The sequence below is a fragment of the Sunxiuqinia rutila genome, from assembly GCF_050589705.1.
Taxonomy (GTDB): Bacteria; Bacteroidota; Bacteroidia; order Bacteroidales; family Prolixibacteraceae; genus Sunxiuqinia; species Sunxiuqinia rutila.
Window position 1 is genome coordinate 79,121 of record NZ_JBNGOT010000016.1, and the last position, 22,153, is coordinate 101,273.

The 22,153-nt window shown below is 45.2% G+C and carries 15 protein-coding genes; 4 read left to right on the plus strand and 11 right to left on the minus strand.

Features of this window, described 5'->3' with window-relative positions:
• Nucleotides 1–192: 192 nt before the first annotated feature.
• The 9 genes from ACRD6K_RS17010 to ACRD6K_RS17050 all read right to left on the minus strand — a co-directional run bounded on the left by ACRD6K_RS17010 (nucleotide 193) and on the right by ACRD6K_RS17050 (nucleotide 13,987).
• Complete coding sequence (locus ACRD6K_RS17010; RefSeq protein WP_430974259.1) at nucleotides 193–1,566, minus strand: Gfo/Idh/MocA family protein; 1,374 nt, start codon at nucleotides 1,564–1,566, stop codon at nucleotides 193–195.
• Between the two features lie 32 nt (nucleotides 1,567–1,598).
• Complete coding sequence (locus ACRD6K_RS17015; RefSeq protein WP_430974260.1) at nucleotides 1,599–2,516, minus strand: ThuA domain-containing protein; 918 nt, start codon at nucleotides 2,514–2,516, stop codon at nucleotides 1,599–1,601.
• 43 nt (nucleotides 2,517–2,559) lie between these two features.
• Nucleotides 2,560–3,837, minus strand: coding sequence for a DUF6807 domain-containing protein (locus ACRD6K_RS17020; RefSeq protein ID WP_430974261.1), 1,278 nt, complete (start codon nucleotides 3,835–3,837; stop codon nucleotides 2,560–2,562).
• Nucleotides 3,838–4,106: 269 nt separating this feature from the next.
• Entirely contained in the window at nucleotides 4,107–5,444 is a 1,338-nt protein-coding gene (locus tag ACRD6K_RS17025; RefSeq protein ID WP_430974262.1) for a Gfo/Idh/MocA family protein, read from the minus strand.
• A 59-nt stretch (nucleotides 5,445–5,503) separates the two neighbouring features.
• Entirely contained in the window at nucleotides 5,504–6,694 is a 1,191-nt protein-coding gene (locus ACRD6K_RS17030) for an MFS transporter (protein ID WP_299581072.1), read from the minus strand.
• A gap of 156 nt (nucleotides 6,695–6,850) precedes the next feature.
• Nucleotides 6,851–8,722, minus strand: a complete 1,872-nt coding sequence (locus ACRD6K_RS17035) for a RagB/SusD family nutrient uptake outer membrane protein (RefSeq protein WP_430974263.1) — start codon at nucleotides 8,720–8,722, stop codon at nucleotides 6,851–6,853.
• Between the two features lie 30 nt (nucleotides 8,723–8,752).
• Nucleotides 8,753–12,166: a TonB-dependent receptor gene (locus ACRD6K_RS17040; RefSeq protein WP_430974264.1), complete on the minus strand. Its 3,414-nt coding sequence runs from the start codon at nucleotides 12,164–12,166 to the stop codon at nucleotides 8,753–8,755.
• An 83-nt stretch (nucleotides 12,167–12,249) separates the two neighbouring features.
• Nucleotides 12,250–13,284, minus strand: coding sequence for a FecR family protein (locus tag ACRD6K_RS17045; RefSeq protein ID WP_430974265.1), 1,035 nt, complete (start codon nucleotides 13,282–13,284; stop codon nucleotides 12,250–12,252).
• 76 nt (nucleotides 13,285–13,360) lie between these two features.
• Entirely contained in the window at nucleotides 13,361–13,987 is a 627-nt protein-coding gene (locus tag ACRD6K_RS17050) for an RNA polymerase sigma factor (protein ID WP_299581085.1), read from the minus strand.
• A 116-nt stretch (nucleotides 13,988–14,103) separates the two neighbouring features.
• Between ACRD6K_RS17050 and ACRD6K_RS17055 the strand changes: the two genes are divergently transcribed.
• The 4 genes from ACRD6K_RS17055 to ACRD6K_RS17070 all read left to right on the plus strand — a co-directional run bounded on the left by ACRD6K_RS17055 (nucleotide 14,104) and on the right by ACRD6K_RS17070 (nucleotide 20,473).
• Nucleotides 14,104–15,006, plus strand: coding sequence for an AraC family transcriptional regulator (locus ACRD6K_RS17055; RefSeq protein ID WP_430974266.1), 903 nt, complete (start codon nucleotides 14,104–14,106; stop codon nucleotides 15,004–15,006).
• 167 nt (nucleotides 15,007–15,173) lie between these two features.
• Nucleotides 15,174–16,718: an acyl-CoA dehydrogenase family protein gene (locus tag ACRD6K_RS17060; RefSeq protein WP_430974267.1), complete on the plus strand. Its 1,545-nt coding sequence runs from the start codon at nucleotides 15,174–15,176 to the stop codon at nucleotides 16,716–16,718.
• A gap of 118 nt (nucleotides 16,719–16,836) precedes the next feature.
• Nucleotides 16,837–19,032 carry a YccS family putative transporter gene (yccS, locus tag ACRD6K_RS17065; RefSeq protein ID WP_430974268.1) on the plus strand — a complete coding sequence of 732 codons (2,196 nt, stop codon included), beginning with the start codon at nucleotides 16,837–16,839 and terminating at the stop codon, nucleotides 19,030–19,032.
• A gap of 73 nt (nucleotides 19,033–19,105) precedes the next feature.
• Nucleotides 19,106–20,473 carry a dipeptidase gene (locus ACRD6K_RS17070; RefSeq protein WP_299581097.1) on the plus strand — a complete coding sequence of 456 codons (1,368 nt, stop codon included), beginning with the start codon at nucleotides 19,106–19,108 and terminating at the stop codon, nucleotides 20,471–20,473.
• A 165-nt stretch (nucleotides 20,474–20,638) separates the two neighbouring features.
• Here the strand turns inward: ACRD6K_RS17070 and ACRD6K_RS17075 are convergent, their stop codons facing one another.
• Nucleotides 20,639–21,013: a VOC family protein gene (locus tag ACRD6K_RS17075; protein WP_430974269.1), complete on the minus strand. Its 375-nt coding sequence runs from the start codon at nucleotides 21,011–21,013 to the stop codon at nucleotides 20,639–20,641.
• 156 nt (nucleotides 21,014–21,169) lie between these two features.
• A complete protein-coding gene (locus tag ACRD6K_RS17080) occupies nucleotides 21,170–21,877 on the minus strand; it encodes a YiaD family glycine zipper/OmpA-like lipoprotein (RefSeq protein WP_430974270.1) in 708 nt (235 codons plus the stop codon).
• Nucleotides 21,878–22,153 lie beyond the last annotated feature (276 nt).

The window sequence follows — 22,153 nt, forward strand, 5'->3', positions numbered from 1 at the left end:
TCCTCCCACTATCCAAAGCAGGCTAAGCATACACACGTTGTTTTAAGGTTGTTTTTTTTAATTAAGAACAATGGTTTCCCTGCCGCAGCACATCCTCCCCTTCTCTTCTCCGATAAAAATTCGATTGAATACGCCAAAGCAGACAAACCAGGTTCTTAACGCTTTTTTTAATCTCGTATTAATGTCCTGAATTTACTTCAGCACATAATTGGTTCCGTAGGGGAAACGCTGCGGACGACGAAGGTATGCGTTGGCTTCATCGTCGTTTCTGAACCGCTCTGCTGTCGGATCCCAGTGCAGCTTTCGTCCCAGTTTCATGGCAATATGGCTTACCAGACATACCGTACAGGCGCGGTGTCCGATTTCAACCGGTGAGATGGGCTCCTGACGGCTTTGAATACAATCCAGCCAATTGCCGTGTTGCTCATTGCTTCGGTACAAATGAATTTCATCTTCACCTATTTTCGACTCCAGAATCTTACGATCACTGGCATCCAGCGCCTTGGCACTCTTTTCTTTATCCACCGGATCACTGGCCGAAGCCACATAGCTTCCGCGCGAAACGAAAATCCAGCCATCGGTTCCTTCATAACGAATTCCGTTGGTATATCCTCCGGAAGTATACATGGTAATGCCATTGGCATATTCGGCTTTCACCATAAAATCGCCATGTACATTCCACAAACCTGATTTCGGGAATTCAGCCACTGCCTCAACAGAAACAGGGCCGGTATATTCGGTATCCATCCCCCAGGCTGCCGAGTCAAAATGGTGTTGTCCCCATCCGGTAATCATTCCTGCTCCATATTGTTCCACGCGTAACCAGCCCGGACGTCCATAGCCTTTCTGCGGGTGGACGCCAATTTCGGTGTAGGGCACCTCCGGGGTCGACCCGAGCCACATGTCGTAATTCAATCCTTCAGGTACAGGCATTTCAGCAGCTTCAGGTCCGGAGGGATCGCCCGGCAAACCAACTTTTACCGTATGCAATTTCCCAATACGGCCGTTGCGAACCAACTCGGCAGCAATGCGAAACTGGGGTGACGAACGCTGCTGTGTTCCAACCTGCAAAATCACGCCCTGCCGATGAACGATATCACTCAGTTGGCGGCCTTCTTCAACCGTTAAAGAGGTTGGCTTTTGCAGGTAAATATCCTTGCCGGCCAGGGCGGCTTCAATGGCTGGTTGCGAATGCCAGTGATCCGGTGTACTAATCATGACCGCATCGATGTCCTTATTTAAAAGTAATTCCCGGTAATCTTCATACATCTTCACATCCATGTACTTCTCGCCCAACTTCTTGTTGTAAAACTCCTCGACTAGTTGCTTGCCATCCGCCATCCGATTTCGGTCAACATCACACACCGCAACTACGCGGGCAATATCGTACTTCATAGTTTCAGCCAAATCATGGCTTCGGGCAATACGGCCACAACCGATTTGAGCAATATTGATTTTGTTGCTTGGCGCATTTTTCCCCAATACCGAAGAAGGAATAATGGTAGGAAGAATGATGGTGCCAGCTGCTCCGGCCACCGTATTTTTCAGGAAATGACGTCGTTTCATAAGTTTATTGTTTTGTAGGTTAAATAATCGTTTTAAAGATTTGCAGGTGAGTCGTCGCATTTCAGATCGCCTAATACATATTGCGCACCATCCAGGTAAAACTTCAGCAATCGGCTATCCTCAAAGCTCTGTGCATTGTGCGAAGGCGACACATAAAACACGCGTCCTTTTCCATGTCTTTTAATCCATGACACGTATTTAATCTGCTCATCAATAGGTTTCTTTTTCTTGGTCAGCTTTGAACTGTCCATATAAAGCAAGGGGCGAAAATTCTTTTTCGCATAGGCTTTGTTAAAAAGATATGGTTCATCAACATGCACAAAGCCTTTGCCGTCAAAAGCCTTAACCAACGGATGATTGGGCTCGGCCAACTCCAAGGTAAGCTCCTGCTGGGCGGGATGATAATCGAAACTTCCCCCCACCATTTCACTAAACGCCATCGAGTTATTTTGCATGACAATGGCGCCATGCACCACCATCAGACCACCTCCTTTTTCCACGTACTTAATCAGGTTTTCTTCCAGCTCGGCCGCTTTTGCAGTCCTTTCCTCGGCAGTCAAGGTTTCGTCCTGATCCAGCACATCCATAAATAAATCTCTTCGTGGGCCAACCGAGCAATTATTGTTTAAAACCACGGCATCATATTGTTTCAGGCTTTTCTTTTCAAACTTGAAAATGTCGTTGCTAATCTCCACCTCAAAGGCTCCGGACTTTTCTCCCAGCACTTTTATCACGGCATTGGTATGCGGAATAACCCAGTGATTGAAGCCCGTAAATAAACTAAAAACAAGCACTTTTCGTTTTTTAACCGGCTGAACCTCGGCCTGATCCGGGGCCAACTTGATAATCTGTTGAATCCACTCTTTGTCACATTCAAATTCTTTTTGCTGCGCACTGGCAAGCATAATTGAGAAAATGAATAAAATACTAATCAAAATTTGTTTAGGCATGATTTATCTGTTTTATACAATTCTTACATTTCATGAAACCAAGCTAGTTCTTAACCTCAATTTGGGGAGGATAGGCAAATGCCTGCCAATAACGCTCCGCTTTTTCCCGGCTAAGTTCTCCATCAAAAATCAACATTCGGTACTTTTGTGAGTAATTTGTTCCCCGTTCAATTTTCCAGGCATTGTGCCGTATGGGACAAAACTGAAAATAAACATCACCTCTTCCACCGTTGGCATCAACCGGCCAAACACGCATGGGTTCCGGGTATTCCCGGTTAGAAGGATGGCTCATAAATAAAATGCCACTTCTACCCGAAGCAGCTTCCCCTTCCACAATGCACCAGCGCGCTTTGGTTCCGTCTGCCGTCAGTCGGTCATTCCCCTCCGAAGTCAGTACCGAGCTGTTTTCCCTGGTCCATTTTTCGGTAGCACGAAAGCCAATTCCTCCACCGTAGCGGTATGCATCGAGCAGTATGCCCGAATCCAACGGACTATTTAAACGACTAGTGTAATCAATCAACCACACTTCTCCTTTGGGATCAATATTCCAGGCAGTTACATCCAGCATTTCATTCAGCGCCACCTGATCGGCTCCTTTGGATCCAAAATCAATGTGTTGTTGCAGCGCGCTAAATCCGCTAAAAACAGCTCCTTCTACTTCTGAAATAAAATCAGCAAACCGAACTGTTCCCTGCCCTTTCAGAAGGTTCCAGAAATCGACTTCACGTCCGTTGATATGTGTTTTGGTCCAGGGGCCCCAAATGCCATAGTGATGATAATGATCCGGCGCCTGAATACGCGTTAATTCTTCGCCGCCCGGCGACCAGAGAGGATGTATAAAACCGGAGCGCTTAAACAGCGGGTTCACCCCTTCGGGCGGATAGACTTCGGCATATTGGTAGTTTAGAATAGGCTTTTCATTGAAGATCAGTTTTAGCCCCTTCTGATTTTTCTTCAGTAGAATTTTGGAATCCGTAGCCACCTCTTCAGTAGCTTTATAAATATACTCCCGGCTTTTGCCTTTGAGGAGCTTATCATTCAACACAAACCACAGTCTGTCGCTTTTCTCGGACTCCAACTGGCTTGGCACCGGAATCTCATTCTTGCCATCCAATCGAAAAAGCTGAAAATGATGGTTATTCAACTCCAGCTTAGCCGATGAAAGATCAACACTCACCGGACAATTGAATCGATCGTAGTCGCCTGCCAAAACATGAAACCGAAATTCCTGCTGGGACCTGACCAACATGGCTGCTAAAAGCAAACCACAAATGAGTAAAAGTTTTAAACGCATAGCCTTCAAGTTACAAAGTTCAGTCATGTAAAAATAGCTTAAGCAAACAGGTCCGGCCAGTACTATTATTGCACTTACCTGTATTATTATTGCAGAATAATTCTATCTGTAAATACCTATCTCTATCTTGGAGTGGTTAGGCAAGCTAGAAATCTTTTCAGATAAAACGAAAAAGGCCTGCTCGTTTTGAGCAGGCCTCCATTGGTTGTCAGGTGAATTAAGTTGTGGTATGAATGATCAGTTTCGGAAAAGGAAAAAATATTGATTATTCATTAACTCTTAATTAATCGAATCACTTAAACGGCAGCTTCGCCGGGAACAGGCACCTGGGCTGTTTCAACAATACCCACATCACCCATGATGTACGTATCAGGACCCAGTTTGATGTCTGAGTTCATCAGCTCTTCAAAAGTAACTTCCTTACCCGTATAAGCTGACATACGTCCCATGATGGCACACATGTTTGTGATGGCTGTTTGCTCGGCCTCATTCACCGGAATATTCTCCCGGATACACGTAACCAAATCAATGTGCTCCTGAACGTAAGGACTGATCATGCGCTCGCCACTTTCCTCGGTTGGATAAGCATACGAGTACAACTCTGTTCCTTTGGCATCCCAAATCGTGTTGCGGCAGTTTGATGAGCCATTGCTTCCCATAACAAACTCCGAAACATTGTTCGTACACCCATTAATCTGGCGACACATACTGTGGGTATGCATCCCATCGTCGTAGGTAAAGTCAATGCTGAAATTATCATACTGATCGCCGGTTACACGACGTTGGCGCGAGCCGAAACCAACCGCTTTCGTCGGGTGCTTACCCGTAAACCAGTTAATTACATCGATGTTGTGAATGTGCTGCTCCACAATGTGGTCGCCCGACAGCCACAGCCAGTTTACCCAGTCGCGGATCATGAACTCCATTTCGCTCCAGTCGGCATTCGGGTTACGGTGCCACAGTTTCGACTGGTTCCAGTAACAGTTCGCGCTCACAATGTCGCCAATCGCTCCATTGGCAATCTGCTTGTACACTTCAATGTAATCGCGTTGGTGACGGCGCTGCGTTCCGGTGACAATTTTCAATCCCAGTGATTCGGCTTTCTTGGCCGTAGCCATTACCGAACGAATACCCGTTGGGTCAACAGCCACTGGTTTTTCCATGAAAACATGCTTGCGTGCCTGCACAGCGGCCGCAAAATGCTCCGGACGGAAATGAGGAGGCGTAGCCAGAATCACCACGTCAACGCCCGAGTCAATCACTTTTTCAAAAGCGTCAAATCCTACAAATATATTTTCGTCGGCCACTTCGTTGTTGGCCTGGTTTTTCAGTTTATTCCGGCAGTCGTCAATCCGATCCTGGAAAACATCACCCAAAGCATGAATCACCAGGTTAGGACCGGCATTTAAGAAGTCGAGTGCAGCACCCGAGCCACGGCCACCACAGCCAATCACGCCGGCTTTAAGGGGTTTGCCATCCGGCGCCTGATCAAGCAAAGGAGGTAAGTTCAGTTCAACCGTTTTCTTCTTTTCGGAACACGATACCAGTGCATTCGCTCCTATCACACCTACAGCGCCTAGCGCGGCGGCATTGGTTAAAAATTTACGTCTTGAGAAATTCGATTTTTCTGTCATTTTATGGTTTTTTAAATTTAGGTTTCATTGTTAAAAATTCAGACAACTCTGTTTTCCAGTTAATCTGTCTGCACCGACCGATCTTTGAAAAACAGGGTAAAAAGAAACAGTACTCCCAGTGACATTAGGGTTGTTATTCCCCATATCGCCTCCCAATTATAGCCACTGGTATGCTGATGATAGCTTATGATCCAGGCACAGATTAAATTGCCCAGTAACAGACCAAGCCCATAGGTCATCAAAAAGATAAACCCCTGAGCCTGAGCCCTCAATTCTTTGGGCGCTTTTTTATCGATATAGATTTGTCCTCCAACATGAAAAAAGCCGAATATCAGTCCATGAATCAAGATCCCGATGTAATACATCCAGGTTTGACTAATCAGGCCGCCCGCATAAAACGAGAGGTAACGAATGACTAAAGCTACCAACCCAAAAATCATCACTTTTCGAAGTCCTGACTTTTTGATGGCCAAAGGCACCAGCAATAAAAAGCCCATTTCAGCAAGCACTCCCCAGTTCATGGTTACCGAAATATAACGGGTATTCATATTCAGCAGAAACTCTGAAAAAAAAGAATAGTACATGGCAAACGGAATCATGGAAAGAAACGAAAACAGGATGAAAACAGCGAAATTAGGGTCTTTCAGCAGCTGTAAAGTTCCCAGTCCAAAAGCATCGGCAATCGTACTCTTACTGCCTTTGCCCAAAGGAGGAGTATCGGGTAAAGCCAGGTTAAAGATTGCAGCAATCAAGCTGACCCCTGCTCCACAAAAGAAAGGAATATTAGTTCCATCAAAATCCAGATGCATGAAATGGACAAAGAACAAACTGAACAGCCCGGAAGCAACCCAGCCAATTGAACCAAAAACCCGAACTTTCGGAAACTGTTCGGAGGAGAGATGAACCATTGAAATGGTACTAGTCAGACTCCAGGAAGGCATATACCCCAACATGGCAACCAAGAGGCAAAGGAATAAGATATCCGGATTTTGGGTTAAGCCTGCGCCTAACAACATTACAGCATTAATCATATTGAGTACCGAAAGTACGCGCTGGCTGGAAAAATATCGATCGGCAACCATCCCAATCAATGGAGAAGCAATACATCCTATCGCCATAGAACTTAAGATGAAGGCTTTCTGTGTGCTGCTTACTTCAAGGTTAGTTAAATAAGCTGCCAGTGGAACCCACCAAACAGCATACATCATGTATTGAAGGAGCATCATTAATGAAAGCTTGAATCTAATCATAGCATTTATTTACAAATAGTTATACAATTGAATAGTGTAGATTTTTCAAGAAATAAAAACTGCAAAATGATTGGCTGGGATTAGCCTAAAACCAACCATTTTACACAAGGCAAGCCAATCACGGTCTGCCTTGTGTTTTTAACTTGCTTCTATCGATTAGTTATATCCTGGATTTTGCTGAAGCTGAGGCGCTTTATTAATTTCCGTCCGTGAGATCGGCAACCAATAGTTTGAATCATCCCACGCGCGGTCATCAACGCTTTTAGCCGTATCATAAAACCAACGCTTACTGCCGTCAGCATAGTGATAAATTTTCATCAGGTAAACATCCTCGATTACCTCATCAGCAATCATCCATTTACGCATCATGTACCAACGGTCTCCTTCACCAAAGAACTCCAACTGTCGCTCTTTACGATACCACTCCCGGGCCTGATCCTGATCAGTTGTCACTCGATCGGGCAAGCCAGCGCGGTTACGAACCATATTCAAAGCATCCAATCCAGCCTGCAGATCACTTCCGCCCAACTCAATGCACGCTTCGGCATAATCCATTACCACCTCGGCATACCTGAGTTCAATCCAAGCATTCTGGTTATTAAAGTGCTGACCAACAGTAGCCGGATCCTGATATTTTTTAAGATAGTACCCATTTTTTGTTCCGTTCCAGCTCTCGATAAAACTCTGACGAGTGTCGAGTCCTGCAGTAGTATCACCAGCAGCAATATAATACCCGGTCTGAACACGGCCTTCCGGATCAATTCCGGCGCCATCACTGGGACGATCCATCCACTTGGCACCATCAAATAAAACGGTAGCATAAAAACGGGGCTCGCGACCGACATAAGGATTAATTTCCGGATCGGCTTCCAACTCAGCAGCAGTGGCTTCGCGAATAAAGTCATCTCCCGGATTATATTTATCCCAAACAAATGGAGTTCCGTCAGCCATTTCAAACTTTCTGACAACAGGCTCATTCGGACCGTTATTTCCCCAGTTATGGTAGCCGTTGGGGCCCCACCACCGATTTTGGGTTGTGGTATTTCCCTGTGATTGCAAATGCTGAACTCCCCATATTGCTTCATTGTCCCACTCTCCTTTTTGAGTGAAAATGCTAAAGAAATTCTCCGCATAGGCCATAACCTCTTCTTCGCTCATGTTAGCCGGAGGATCATCGGTTGTTCCGGTCAGAGCATAATCTCCATAGGTTCCATCCATAACGGCTTTGGCTGCAGCCTTTGCAGCTTCTAACCTTTCAGTTCGCGATCCTGTTTGAAAAGATACCAGTCCATTGGAAGCCTCATAGCCACCATTCATCAATTCACCTGTGCTCCAGCTTAATATTCTTGATTTTAAAGCAGCTGCGGCACCTTTGGTTGCACGTCCTTGCTCAATCCCATCTTTTTCTGGCAACAGAGCAATTGCATCATCACAATCGGACAAGATGAAATCCAGGGTTTCATCAATGGAAGCACGTTGAGCCGTTGAGAAATCTTCACCCAGTTCATAGGGGGTCTCAATCAACACCACGCCGCCATACGAGCGCATTAAGTTGGCATAGTTAAAAGCCCGAATAAAATAAGCTTCTCCCTTCATACGACTAATCAGCTCTTCATCGTTACTCGTTTCAACGGGTACATTGTCAACATTGGCCAAAAACACGTTCACATTTTTCACACTGCCATACAAGGCCCAGGTAGTCCAGTTGAAGCGCCAGCTTCCAAAGTGACCCAAATGATCCGGCGTCATAATACCCTTTACCGAAGGATAGCTTCCCGGACGGTGAATACATAATACTTCATCAGTAGCTCCGGCAAGCAAGTCTTCGCGTAATCCTAATACCTGATTATTATCGGCTCCAATAAAATCATAGCACCTTCCCAAATAAGCCTTAGCCAGGTTGATATCTTCAAAAACAGACTCTTCATTAAATGCATCAACAGCTTTTTGGTCGAGAACATCATCGCATGATGTTGTCGCAAGAAGGAGCGCCAGCATCATCATTGAATATCCTAATATCTTTTTCATATTCTTCTTTTTTCAAAATTCATAAAATGATTAAAATGTAACTCTTGCTCCAATTGCAAAGGTTTTCACTGCTGGATAGGTCATAGGAGCTCCAATTTCAGGATCGAAATTCTTCTGTGCTGCATAAATCAGGAATAAGTTGTTTCCTGCAAAATAGACGCTTGCCCGTGAAATACCGCTGTTGCCAAACAACCGATTCGGAATATGATAGGTGAGTATCGCATTCTTCAAACGGCAATACGCCATATTGTCGTAATGATAAGTACTGTTATTGACATCAAATGCCCAATACAAGTCATCGCGGTTATAGGCTCTTGCCACATCGGTGTGAATATTTTCTGTGGTCCAACGGTTATCAAAACTCCACTGGAAATAATTTCCGGCTTCCCCGCGACGACCATCAGCAATATTCATCCGGTAATAAGTTCCCTGCCCTTGAGCCAACATCGAAAGAGACCAGTTCTTATAATTCACATCCAAGGATATTCCATAGAACAGTTCAGGTGCATCTGTTTTGTCCAACAAAATACGATCATCACCGGTAATTTTTCCATCCCCACTAACATCTTCAAAGATGACATCACCCGGCTTAGCCCCCGGCCAGCTCGGATAAGAATCAACAGCAGCCTGGTCGGCAAAAATACCAATAGCATTGTAAAGTAAAGTCGCTCCAAAAGGATGTCCCGTGCGTTGTTGCCAAGGCTGAGCTCTTTCAGGCTCATCCATAAACACCACTTCGTTATGGTTATAAGCAATATTACCTCCAAGGTCAAACCTTAAATCGCGATTAATCGTTTTATGGTAGCCTGCTTCAATTTCGAATCCCCGGTTATCCACCTCTGCAATGTTTTCGTCGGGTAATGCTAAACCGGTAAAATCCGGAACCGACGCATCACGCGATGCCAAAATATCCGAACGTTTACTGTAGAAAAAATCAGCATTTAACGAGAACATATTCTCCAGCAATTGAGATTCAAACCCAAGGTTGTATGTTGTTTGCTTTTCCCAGGTAATAAAGGGGTTCGCCACACCTTCCTGGCGAACAACCGTTTCAACAACCTTATCTGTTCCCAGCGTTAAACCACTGGCTAGTATGTATTTATTCATAAACTGGAACGGATCTCCGGGGTCCATCCCCATTTTTCCATACGAACCTCTTAACTTAAAGTAGTTGATAAAGCCTAAACTGGACTTCCAGAAATCTTCTTCAGAAGCTCTCCAACCCAACAGCAAACCAGGGAAATTACCCCATCGACTGTCCGGTGGAAACTTCAAGGAACCGTCGCGACGAATAATCGCTTCCAGCAAGTACTTCCCTTTGTAATTATAATTCAAACGTCCAATCAAGGATTTACGGGCATAAATATCCATGCTTCCCCAGTTATCCTGGTCGGCATCAGCACCTGCATCCAGCGTTTTTACAACTTCAGAAATATAATACTTACGAAATGCACCAAAGTAGTTTGAATTTTGATCAACTTCTTCATAAGCACCAAAAAGGTTGAAAGAGTGATCGCCAAAATCGCGTGCATAATTAAAGTTTATATTGGTCAATTTGCGAATACTCCGATCATAATCCTCCACCAATTCTGGAGCAGAATACCCGCGAAGTGTTGGTGTTAGTTCCATGCTGGTTATAAATCCTTCGGAGTCACGAACAGCGGTATCCCATTTAGGGAAATAAAGTGTCCACGGTTTGCGGAATCGTTTCCGGTATAAGTTGGTAACGTCATAGGTATACATTCCACTCAAGGTTAATCCCTTAATAAATGGTGGAGTAACAGTTACACCGAACGTTGTTTGATTGATGTATGATTTCTGATCGTCAGATCCACCTTCCAAGGTAGAAGTTACTACCGGGTTATCCCCATATTCAATATCGGGTCCGGGTTCGCCAGTTGGCCAGAATGACCACTGGGTGGGAACCAAACGAGTAGACTGCCCATAAATGGCACCGGCTCCTTTTGTTGGATATAGTTTATTATTCAAAAATCCGGCGTAATCAACTGATGTTTTCAGCCAGTCGGTAATTGGTATTTCTAACTTGGCACGCAGATTATACTGTTTATAGTTTGTTGATTCCTGCTCATAAATTGCTTCTTCATTCTTGTAGCCAAAGGAAACATAGTAGTACATTCCATTGCTTCCTCCGTCTAAACTAATGTTATGCTTGCTTGTTGTTGTCCAATCAGCAATCAAATCACCCACCCAATCACTATTGGGGTGCTCCCACGGATCTCGGCCGCTATAAAACAGATCAATATCCTCATCAGTAAAGGTTCTTGGCTTTCCTTCGTAGTCCTGATACTCGCTCAGCATCGTGGCATAATCACCAGCATTGGTTACTTCTGGCAATATGGTAGGAGTCATAAACCCTTGATAAAACTGGTAACTAAGTGTTGGTTTTCCAGACTTTCCTTTTTTGGTGGTTACCAGAATAACGCCGTTGGCAGCTGTTGCTCCATAGATCGCAGCCGAAGCATCTTTCAATACCGAAATACTTTCAATATCAACCGGATCAATGTCGCCCAGCGAACGTCCGGGAATTCCGTCAACAACCACCAAAGGAGCTGTGATTGAAGGATCGTCATTGTCGTCACCTAAGGTCGTACGACCACGAACCAATATTTTGGCACTATTCTGTCCGGGCTCACCACTTTGCTGAATAACAACAGACCCGGGCATCCGACCAGAAATGGCGTTACTAATATCAGGAGCTGGAATAGAAGCAATTTTTTCCCCACTTATTGAGGTTACCGAACCAACAATGTTCGCTTTCTTCTGTGAAGCATACCCCACGGCAATTACTTCCTCCAAGCCAACAACATCGGGCTCCATAGCCACATCAATTGTCATCCGGTTATTAATGGTTTCTTCTACGGTTCGCATTCCAATGAAGGTGAACAGTAAGACTTCTGCTCCCTCAGGAACATCCAGCTGGTAATTTCCATTGTCATCCGTAATGGTTCCGGTAGTTGAGTTTTTCACCACAACGGTCACCCCGGGTAAAGGCTGTCCATTATTTTCGGTGACCTGACCGCTCACTTTCCGGAGCTGACTGGCTCCCATAAAATCAGGTTTATCATCAACATTTAAAATGATTTGCCGGTCACTAATCACATACTTCACATCGGTTTTGGCAAACACCGCATCAAGCACTTCGGTAATGCTTTTGTTTTTCAACGCGAGGCTTACTGTCCGATCCATATCAATCAAGCTTTGATTGAATAGAAAATAGAATTCAGACTGATTTTCAATCTCGTCAAGCACGTTTCCTACTCGCGTGTCTGACATTAATAAGTTGAGTTTGGTTTGTTGAGAATAGAGGTCTGTAGCAAAAACTTGTGAAACAAAGACCAAGAGAACAAATAAGGTCAGGCGCATAATTCGTAACATTTTTTTAAGACTACAAGGCGTAGTCTTGCCGGTTGAGATTTTTTTCATAAATTCAAAATGTTTACTGGTTAGACATCAGTATTAATAGTAATTGCAGAGGGATTGTGCTGGAACCACGATCCCTCTTTCTTTTAATTTTTATAGCTCAGGATTACCTTTCTTTTTTCATAGCTTTCATCTGTATTTTTCTTGGGTTCAATAATTTCGTAATTAATCGGAGCCGAAAGCGCCAAAAGTGCCAATACCCGCTCCAACGATTCGTCTTTAAATGTTGCCCGGTAGGGAATCTGTTTTAAAGCTTCATCCTGAATAATAATGTCGGTGTTGTACCAACGCCCCAACCTCGCGGCAACTTCATGCAAGGGCACATTCCGAAACTCCAGGAAACCATCCTTCCAACTCGTAAAATAGTGGGTCTGAACCGTCTTTACGGACACCTGATTTTCACGGGTATCCATCACCAAATGCTCCTTCGGTGCCAACACTTCGTTCAAACTGGTCCCCTCTTTGCGCACCTGCACCGCTCCTTCATCCAAGGTAACCTCAACCCGATGAAAATCGTCATATGCCATCACATTGAACTGCGTGCCCAGCACCTCTACGTCTAAACCTCCGGCATTAACCAGAAAAGGAGAACGTTTATCTTCCCGGACATCAAAATAAGCCTCTCCCTTCAGCTCAACCGACCTGTTCTGAAGAAAGTGAACCGGGTAAGTCAGGTAAGAATCCCCATTCAACCAGCCTGTTGTCCCATCCGGCAAAAGAAAGCGGGAACGCACTCCCGGAGGACAATAGATTTCGGCATACGCCGTCTCACTACCTGACAACTCCCACCACGCTCCAAAAAAATAGAGCGAACTAAGCAACAGTGGCAGAACCAATATTGCTGCAATACGATAAAAGGTATTCGTTAACCGATCGACCCGGCTTTTTTCAGCCTTCACCTCTGCTAGCTCAATTTTCGGCTTTATCCGTTCCCATAACTTCTTATACATTTCATCCGACACCTGGCTTCCATCAGCCAAATTCCAGTACTTGGCAAGATTTGTTTGAAGCTTTTCAAGCTGGTGGTCATCCTTAAATTGATCCACCAGAGCCTCATATTCGGCTTTCGAATAGCGGTCTTCCCAAAAATTTTCCAATAAGCGATCTCCCTTTTCAACCATTTTTAATCAATCTATCTCTACCTAGAGTATCCAAAAACGATGGCACCCCCCTATTGGAAATCCTTCTTTTTTCGATTTATTTTTTGCGGGCTATAAACAGCGGCTGGCTGGTCTTTAAGAGGTGTAAAGAAAAAAGGTACAGGTTGAAAACCTTTTTTTCGTGAAAGGCATTGCGAATCGACTTGATCGCCTGGGTTAGCTGATTTTCCACAGTTTTCGGAGAAATGCCTAAAAAATCAGCCGTTTCGGCAACAGTCAATCCTTCTTTTTTGAGCAAGAGAAAAACTTCTTTTCGCTTTTCCGGAAGACGATGAATCTCCTCGTCCAGCAGTTTTAGGTAGCGCGAAAAATTATAGTTTTCACCCTCCTCTCCTGCTTGCTCCACCAGAAACTCATACAACTCTAATTTAAACTGATTTTGCCGGGCTTTTTCAAGGAAGGATTTTCGGATATCATTCAGGGCAATGGTGAATAAATAGGGACGAAAAGGTTGATGCGGGTCTAGTTGAGATCTTCGCTCCCAAACTTTCAAAAATACATTTTGAACCACCTCTTCAGCTTCCGACGATGATTTAAGCAAGTTATGAGCAAAGTGAAAAAGTACCTTTGAATATCTCCAAAAGAAATACTCAAATCCATGCAATTCTCCATTTTTCAGGGATTGAGCAAATAGCTGTTCCTGCATGTCAAATTTCTTTTCCACACGAATAGGCTTTAGGTCTACCAAACTTAATGAAAAACTTATACATTTAATATTCTTAGTTCAAATTTGTATTAAATTAGCACCAACCAATACAATTTTATTAAAAATCAGCAGCTATGAAAATCATGCATGAACAGGTAAGTTTCAGAGGAACAAACTCTTTCAACATCAAGTGGGATGATTTTCCGCACTTTACCTTTCCATGGCATTTTCATACCGAGTACGAGTTGGTTTATGTTATAAAAAGCTTTGGCAAACGTTTCGTTGCCGACCATGTTGAAGATTTTCACGATGGTGATTTAGTCTTACTGGGCCCCAACCTACCCCACTTCTGGAAAAACGATGAGGTATTTTTTCAAAACGATCCCCACTATCATGTCAATGCCATTGTCATCCATTTTCCGGCCACCTTTTTCAAAGACCAGCTGGAAAACTACCCGGAATTTCTGCCCATACGCGATCTTCTTTCCCGGGCTTCCCGTGGCATAAGCTTTCAGAAACAGCTTGCCAATCGCTTAGGCCCCAAGCTCAAAAAACTGCTAAGCACCAAAGGGCTCAAACGTACCCTGCTCCTTTTGGAAATTCTTGGAAAAATGGCCAAAACCAGGCAATATAAATTACTTGCCAGCGAAAGCTACCGTCTCAACCTGGACAACTGGTCAACCAGCCGGCTCGACAAAATCATGCACATTATAAATGCCAACTACCGACAGGCAATTAAACTGGAACAAATAGCCAGCCATATCGGGATGAATACCACAGCCTTTTGCCGCTATTTTAAAGAGAAAACGGGGAAATCATTCATTGAGTTTGTCAATGAAATGCGGATTGGCTACGCCTGTAAACTCTTACTCGAAGGCACGCAAAGCGTTTCCCAGATTTGCTTCGAAAGTGGTTTTAACAACCTATCCAACTTCAACCGGTGTTTTAAAAAAATCACCTCGCTTTCACCGGTTCAGTATCGCAACCAGTTTCACCAAGCACACAATCACATTCAAAGCAACAGCCCAATCCAGTGATTCCTGTTTATTTTCGACCTATTCCTAGGCATCAGTCAGGCCGTCTTTAAACTCCTGGAAGACATAATAAGTGTCTTTCTAAATACCACATCCAAAGAACAATCTCGAATACGAAGTGTTTTTTGCTTTTACGGGGATCAATTGCCCTGTTTTTAAAAGAACACAGAATGAATGAGTTAATCGAGAAAGAAGAAATCTCTCAGGAGAATAAACCAACACCCCAGGAATCTATCCAACAATTTTTAGGGAAACTTAAAACAAAAATGAAGCAAGTATATCACCAACGAGGTGATATCTCAAAATACAGTCAGCAACGTGGACTTCCGCCTTTTGTGCTGCGCGAAATTATGGAATGCAACCCGCTTTCCATCGGAATACCGAAAGCCTACGGAGGCCGTGGTGCATTGATGCACGAAAATCTGGCCTTATTAGAAGCCGCCTCTTACGAGTCGTTGGCACTTTCGCTGACCTTTGGAATTAACTCGGCGCTGTTTCTGCAACCTGTCGGGAAGTACGCCCTTGAAGAAGCCAAAGGTCCTGTTTTTAAACGATTTCTGGAAAAGCAAAACATGGGAGGGCTCATGATTACAGAGCCCGATTTCGGGAGCGATGCGCTAAGCATGCAGACTCATTTTCAGGAAGCCGACGGTCAATTTCACCTCAAAGGGAAAAAGCACTGGGCCGGCCTGACGGGCTGGGCCGATTTTTGGTTGTTAACCGCCCGCCGAAAAAACAGCGATGGTGACTTACAACGCGACATTGACTTTTTCATTTGCGATGTCACTCAACCCAATCAAGGCATAAAAGTCGAAGAATTTTACGATAACCTGGGGCTTTACCAAATTCCCTACGGACGAAATCACATTGATGTGAAAATTCCGAAAACACACCAGCTGAAGCCGCACTCAACCGGAGTTAAAATGATGCTTGACCTGTTGCACCGGTCGCGCATGCAGTTTCCGGGCATGGCCATGGGCTTTATTCACCGCATTATGGACGAGGCCATCAGCCATTGCAAACAACGTTTTGTTGGCGGCAAAAGCCTGCTCAGCTATGATCAGGTTCAGGAGCGCCTTTCCAAATTGCAAGCCTCCTTTACCATTTGCTCAGCCATGTGTTCCAACAGTGCCAAAAGAGCCGGGGTGGAAAACGACCTGACCGGAATGGGAATTGAAGCCAATGCCGTGAAATCGGTTGTGACGGATTTGATGCAGCAGGCAGCACAGTCGCTTACGCAGCTGGTTGGTGCACAAGCCTATAAACTCAGTCATTTGGGTGGTCGTGGCATTGTTGACAGCCGCCCGTTCCAGATTTTTGAAGGCTCAAACGATATTTTGTACGCGCAAATTTCCGAAGGCATTGTAAAACAAATGCGCCGCCTGAAAGAGAAAAACCTGTTTAATTTTCTGAAAGGATTTGAACTGACCAGCCGCTCGGCCGACCAGCTAAAAGACCTGTTCAATTTTGATTTAAACCTACAGCTTCCACAGCGAAAAGCAGTGGAACTCGGAGCTGTTATTGGCCGGGTCATTTCCATGGACATGGTGCACAAACTAGCCGATGAAGGATTCCGGAGCGACCTGATTGAAGGTGGCATAAACATGCTGCAACAGGAAATTCAACAGGCCATGAGTACATTCAGCCTGCAAACCAGCGATCTGGTTGTGGTCGACTATCAGGAAAACAGCTCCTGGCTTAAGCCTTCGGTATAACAAAATACCCCATAAAGATGAAAGACATCAATCCTGCCGATTGGTGTCTTTTTGTTTTCCGGGCATGACCAAGTTATTTGTTAATTTTGTATGGAAAACAAATCACAAAAAACAGCCAATGAACAAATGGGCTAATATGCACCCAAACAATAAGCAAGCAAAGGCATTTCAAACTCCGGCCTGGCTCGAGCCTTTGCGCCAAGCTTTCTGGAGTAACCCCAACCTGTTGCTGGCCAGCAAAGCAACCCTGGCCATCGCCTTACTGGCAGTGCCGCTCGTTATTTTGGGTCATTCCTTTATTGCGGTAACCCTGGCACTGGGCGCACTGGCAGGGGCCCTCTCCGAAACCGATGACCACCCCAAAGGCCGGATCAAATCACTGGTCCTGAAAGTGGTTAGTTTTGGGATATCGAGTCTGGCAGTGGAGTTGCTCCGTCCCTATCCTATCATACTGGGGCTGGGGCTAGGCGTTTCCACCATCGTCTTTCTGTTGATTGGCGGAATCAGTGAGCGCTACCGTGGAGTTACCTTTGGAGCTGTGCTTGTGGGAATTTACGCCATGTTGGGAACCGAAATCAGTCCGGCCTGGTATTGGCAACCCTTATTGCTTCCGGCAGGAGCCTTGTTTTATGGTCTGTTTTCATTGGCCTTGCTTTATTATCATCCCTGGCGATTGCTTGAGGAGCAGCTGGCGCGCGGTTACCTGGCCCTCTCCGAATATCTAAATGAAAAGGCCGCACTTTTCCCCAGCGATGAAAAACATCAGGAAAAAATACGCAACCAGCTGGCGTTGCAAAATGTACAGGTGGTAGATGCTCTGGAACGCTGCAAGGAAGTGCTGAACAGTTATGGCGATGCCTTAACCGATCATGCGCCATTAAGACCTTACCTACATTATTTTATTGTTCTGCAGGGATTGCACGAACGAGCCGCTTCCAGTCACGAGCGCTACGATGTGCTAAGCCGCGATCCGCACAACCAGGAATTGCTCGAAGGCATTGGCCAAACGCTGATCCAGTTGTCGCAAGCCACCCGGCAATTTGCCACAAGTTTGCTTACAAACGTTCCCTACCGCCACCCGGTATCGCTGGGCTGGGTGGTTCAGGTTTTAACCGACCAGCTGGAGAAACACAAAACCAGTGACACCCATCCGCTGGCTTTGCTTATTCGGAATTTAGCGCGTTCGCACCAATCTTTACTTCACCTTAGCGAAAACCAGCCAGGCACCCTAAGCCCGCGCCTGGCCAAAGATCAACGCTCACTCATGCAGCGCTTGAAAGCTCAGCTCAGTTGGGACCATCCCCGCTTGCGCCATGCCATCCGGCTCAGCTTATGTTTTCTCATCGGCTTTGCCATTTCTGAAGGATTTAATGTTGCCAAAGGCGAATGGATCATTCTAACCTCCTTGTTTGTGTGCCAGCCAAGTTACAGCGAAACGCGGCGAAAACTTTTCCAGCGCATCCTGGGGACCATCAGCGGGGTTGTTGGCGGGGTTCTGATTGTTCAGTTGCTACCCACCATGCCCGGACAACTGCTGCTGCTTTTAGCTGCGGCTTTTTTGTTTTTCTTTTGGTTACGAAGACGCTATGCTGTTTCGGTCATTTTCATCACCATTTTTGTGCTCAGTGTTTTTAACCTGGTTGCCAACAAAGGTGTAGCCCTTATGCTTCCCCGTCTAATTGATACCCTTATCGGATCAGCCCTGGCCTACGCCACCGTCCGCCTGCTTTGGCCCGATTGGCAATCCAAACGGCTCCCCACACTTTTGAATGAAGCCATTCAGAAAAACACGGCTTATTTTCAAGCCATTATTCAGGAATACCAGCAGCAGGAAGCAGACGACGACCTGCCTTACCGCATTGCGCGCCGCGAAGCCCACCGGGCTGATAATGCCCTGGTGCTGGCCTGGCAAAACATGCAAGTAGAACCCCGGAAGCAGCAGCGCTTTCGTGAGCAGGCATTTTCACTCACGTACCTCAACCACGCACTGTTGTCCTACCTTTCGGCCTTTGGAGCCCACCGCGAACAACTGCAGCCCGCCAACAGCGAACAGCTCATTTTGGCCAACGAAATTTTGAAAGTTCTCCAGGAAGCCCATGTTTCAGCGCAAAAGGACAAAGAACTGATCCATTTGCAAAGCATTCAGAAACAAATTCGCCTGCGGATAAAATCATCGCAACAAGATGCCGTTCAAATGCAATTCACCTTGCTTTACAACATTGCTGATGTCACCATCCAGCTTTTACAGCAAGCTGACTTTATTCAACAGGCACAGCCACAGGCAACCATCAAGACTGAAATTTCAAATGCATGAGTTTTCTCTTATTCAGTCTCACGATAAAGCCCTATTTTTATAAACTTCAGAAATTACAAAAAACAACAAACGCATGAACCAGATTGAAAAATACATCGAAGAACATAAAGATCGATTTATCCAGGAATTGTTTGGTCTGATCCGCATTCCCTCCATCAGCTCGCAGTCGGAACACAAAGCCGACATGTACAAAGCCGCCGAATACTGGAAAGAATTGTTGCTCAGCAGTGGTGCCGACAAAGCCGAGGTATTCGAAACCGAAGGAAACCCGGTAACTTATGCCGAAAAAATAATCGATCCGTCCAAACCAACCGTTTTGGTGTACAGCCACATGGATGTAATGCCTGTTGAGCCTCTGGAATTATGGAAATCACCTCCGTTTGAACCGGAAATTCGCGATGGTAAAATCTGGGCTCGTGGCGCTGACGATGACAAAGGACAAGCCATGATGCAAGCCAAAGCATTTGAACTGATGGTGAAAACCGATACGCTGCCCTGCAACGTCAAATTTATGATTGAAGGAGAAGAAGAAATCGGTTCGCCCAACCTGGGGAAATGGTGTGAAGAACACAAGGAAATGCTGAAAGCCGATGTTATTTTGGTATCGGATACGACCATGATTAACCCGGAAACACCAACGATTACAACCGGTTTACGCGGACTGGCCTATTGGCAGGTTGAAGTTACCGGCCCCAACCGCGATCTGCACTCGGGAATGTTTGGCGGTGCTGTGGCCAATCCCATTAACGTATTGTCAAAACTGATTGCTCAAATGACGGACGAAAACGGGCACATAACCATTCCCGGATTCTACGACGATGTTTTGGAAGTATCGGCTGAAGAGCGGGCCTTGATGGCTGAAATCCCGTTCAAGCTGGAAGACTATAAAAAGGCACTGGATATTGATGAAATTGCCGGGGAAAGCGGCTTCACGACCACCGAACGTACCGGTATCCGTCCGTCGTTTGATGTATGTGGTATTTGGGGTGGTTATACGGGCGAAGGTGCCAAAACGGTACTTCCGTCGAAAGCCTTTGCGAAAATCAGCAGCCGTCTGGTTCCCAACCAAAACCATGAAAAAATAGCCGAGCTGTTCAAAGCACATTTCGAAAGCATTGCCCCTAAAACCGTGAAGGTAGAGGTAACCCCCTTGCATGGCGGACAAGCCTATGTTTGCCCCATTGACCTGCCGGCCTACCGCGCTGCCGAACAAGCCTGCCTTGATGTATTCGGCCGTCGTCCGGTGCCTAACCGAAGTGGTGGTTCCATCCCCATCATCTCAACTTTCGAACAGATTTTGGGAATCAAATCCATTCTGATGGGATTCGGGCTGGAGTCGGATGCCATTCACTCGCCCAATGAAAACTTTCCTTTGGACCAGTTTTTTAAAGGCATTCAAACCATTCCACTGTTCTACAAGTATTACGCAGAAATGGCCTAAAACAGTCCTCTTAATCGACTCTCCGGCTGAGGCTCGGTCAAGAGAAATGCAAAAGGGATGTCATCTTATTGGAAAGATGACATCCCTTTTTTTGGGGCCTATCTCCCATCAAGTTAACGGTGGGCTCTAAGCTTCCATATTTTTAGCCAAATACCATTCAGTTAATCAAATGTGCTGATCAATGAGGATCGGATTTCCATCGGGGTCAATCAGAACAATGCTTGCCGGGCCGGTTGTATTGGCCGTCTGAATTTCCTGGATCAAAGCCAGACTGCTGTCCTTTAGGTGCTTCTGAATGCTTCGCACATCGTCAAACGATTCAAGCTTGTTGGCTTCTTCATCCCAGCCCGGATTAAAGGTGAGTATATTTTGTTCAAACATGCCCTGGAACAAGCCAATGAGGGTATTGCCGTTTTTAAGGATGAGGTAGTTTTGCTCAATATCGCCGGCAAAAACATCAAACCCCAGCTTTTGATAAAACGTTTTGGATATTTCCAGATCCTTCACATTTAAACTGATTGAAAAAGCGCCTAATTTCATAAGTCTCTCATTTATTGGTTCAAAAATTGGAACGTAGCAAACACCGAAATGGTTCGTCGCAAAAGTGAAGACTACCCAAAGACTCATTGGTCAGAAGCAAAAAAAACAGGCTACTCCCACGAGGGGAATAGCCTGTTTTGCAGTACAAAAATATTTTTAGTTTAAAGTACCTTCTTCGGCTTGCTGAATCATTGTAGAGTTAGCGGTGATGTAAATCTCCACCCGACGGTTTTTAGCACGTCCTTCAGCTGTTGTGTTATCAGCTACCGGCTCGTCGTAAGCTTTTCCTTCCGTGGTTAAGCGCTCTCCGCCAATGCCATTCTCAATCAAAAATTTGGCAACTGACTCGGCCCGTTCATTGGATACTTTGTCATTAATGGCTCGTGATCCGGTATTATCAGTATGTCCATAAATGGTCACATCGGTTTCAGGTGTTTGCTTCAGTGAATTGGCAAAATCAACCAGTGAATTTTTCGAAGCTGTGCTCAAGTTACTTTTTCCGGTAGCAAAAAGGATTCCACTATCGAACGTTACTTTAATTGCCTGCAGGTTGTTGGCATCTGTTACTGCTTCCACCTGTGCGCCTTCAATCTGCTCCAGCTCAGCCTGCTGCTTATCCATTTTTTTACCAATCAGGATGCCGGCACCAGTACCTACGGCGCCCCCAACAGCAGCACCAATTGCAGCTCCCTTACCTTTTCCGGCAAGTGCTCCAATTCCGGCTCCAATTAATGCGCCACCAGCTCCACCCAGAACGCCACCTTTGGTTTTGTTATTCTGAGCTGCCCACTGGCTGCTTGAACAGCCGCTTACTAACATAGCCCCGCTAAGCAGCAAGGCCACAAATACATTTCTTGTTTTCATGTTAATCCTTCTTTTTTCTATTTGAAATTGGTTTTTATTTTTTTGGCTCTTCAAAATTACAATAAGTATTTTTGTTGAACTATAAATAAACGTTAAATAGAATAAATGGTTGACCAATTTTAATCTTTTATTTTTGGGATAGCGACAAATTAAAAATCATACAGAAATTTTGTGGTTCCCCCAGGCCATCTTTACGCTTTTCTATAAAAACGAAAACCCACCCTGAATCGTACATTCAAAGTGAGTTTTCAGGCTTTCGCCCTTTGTAGTTGTCTA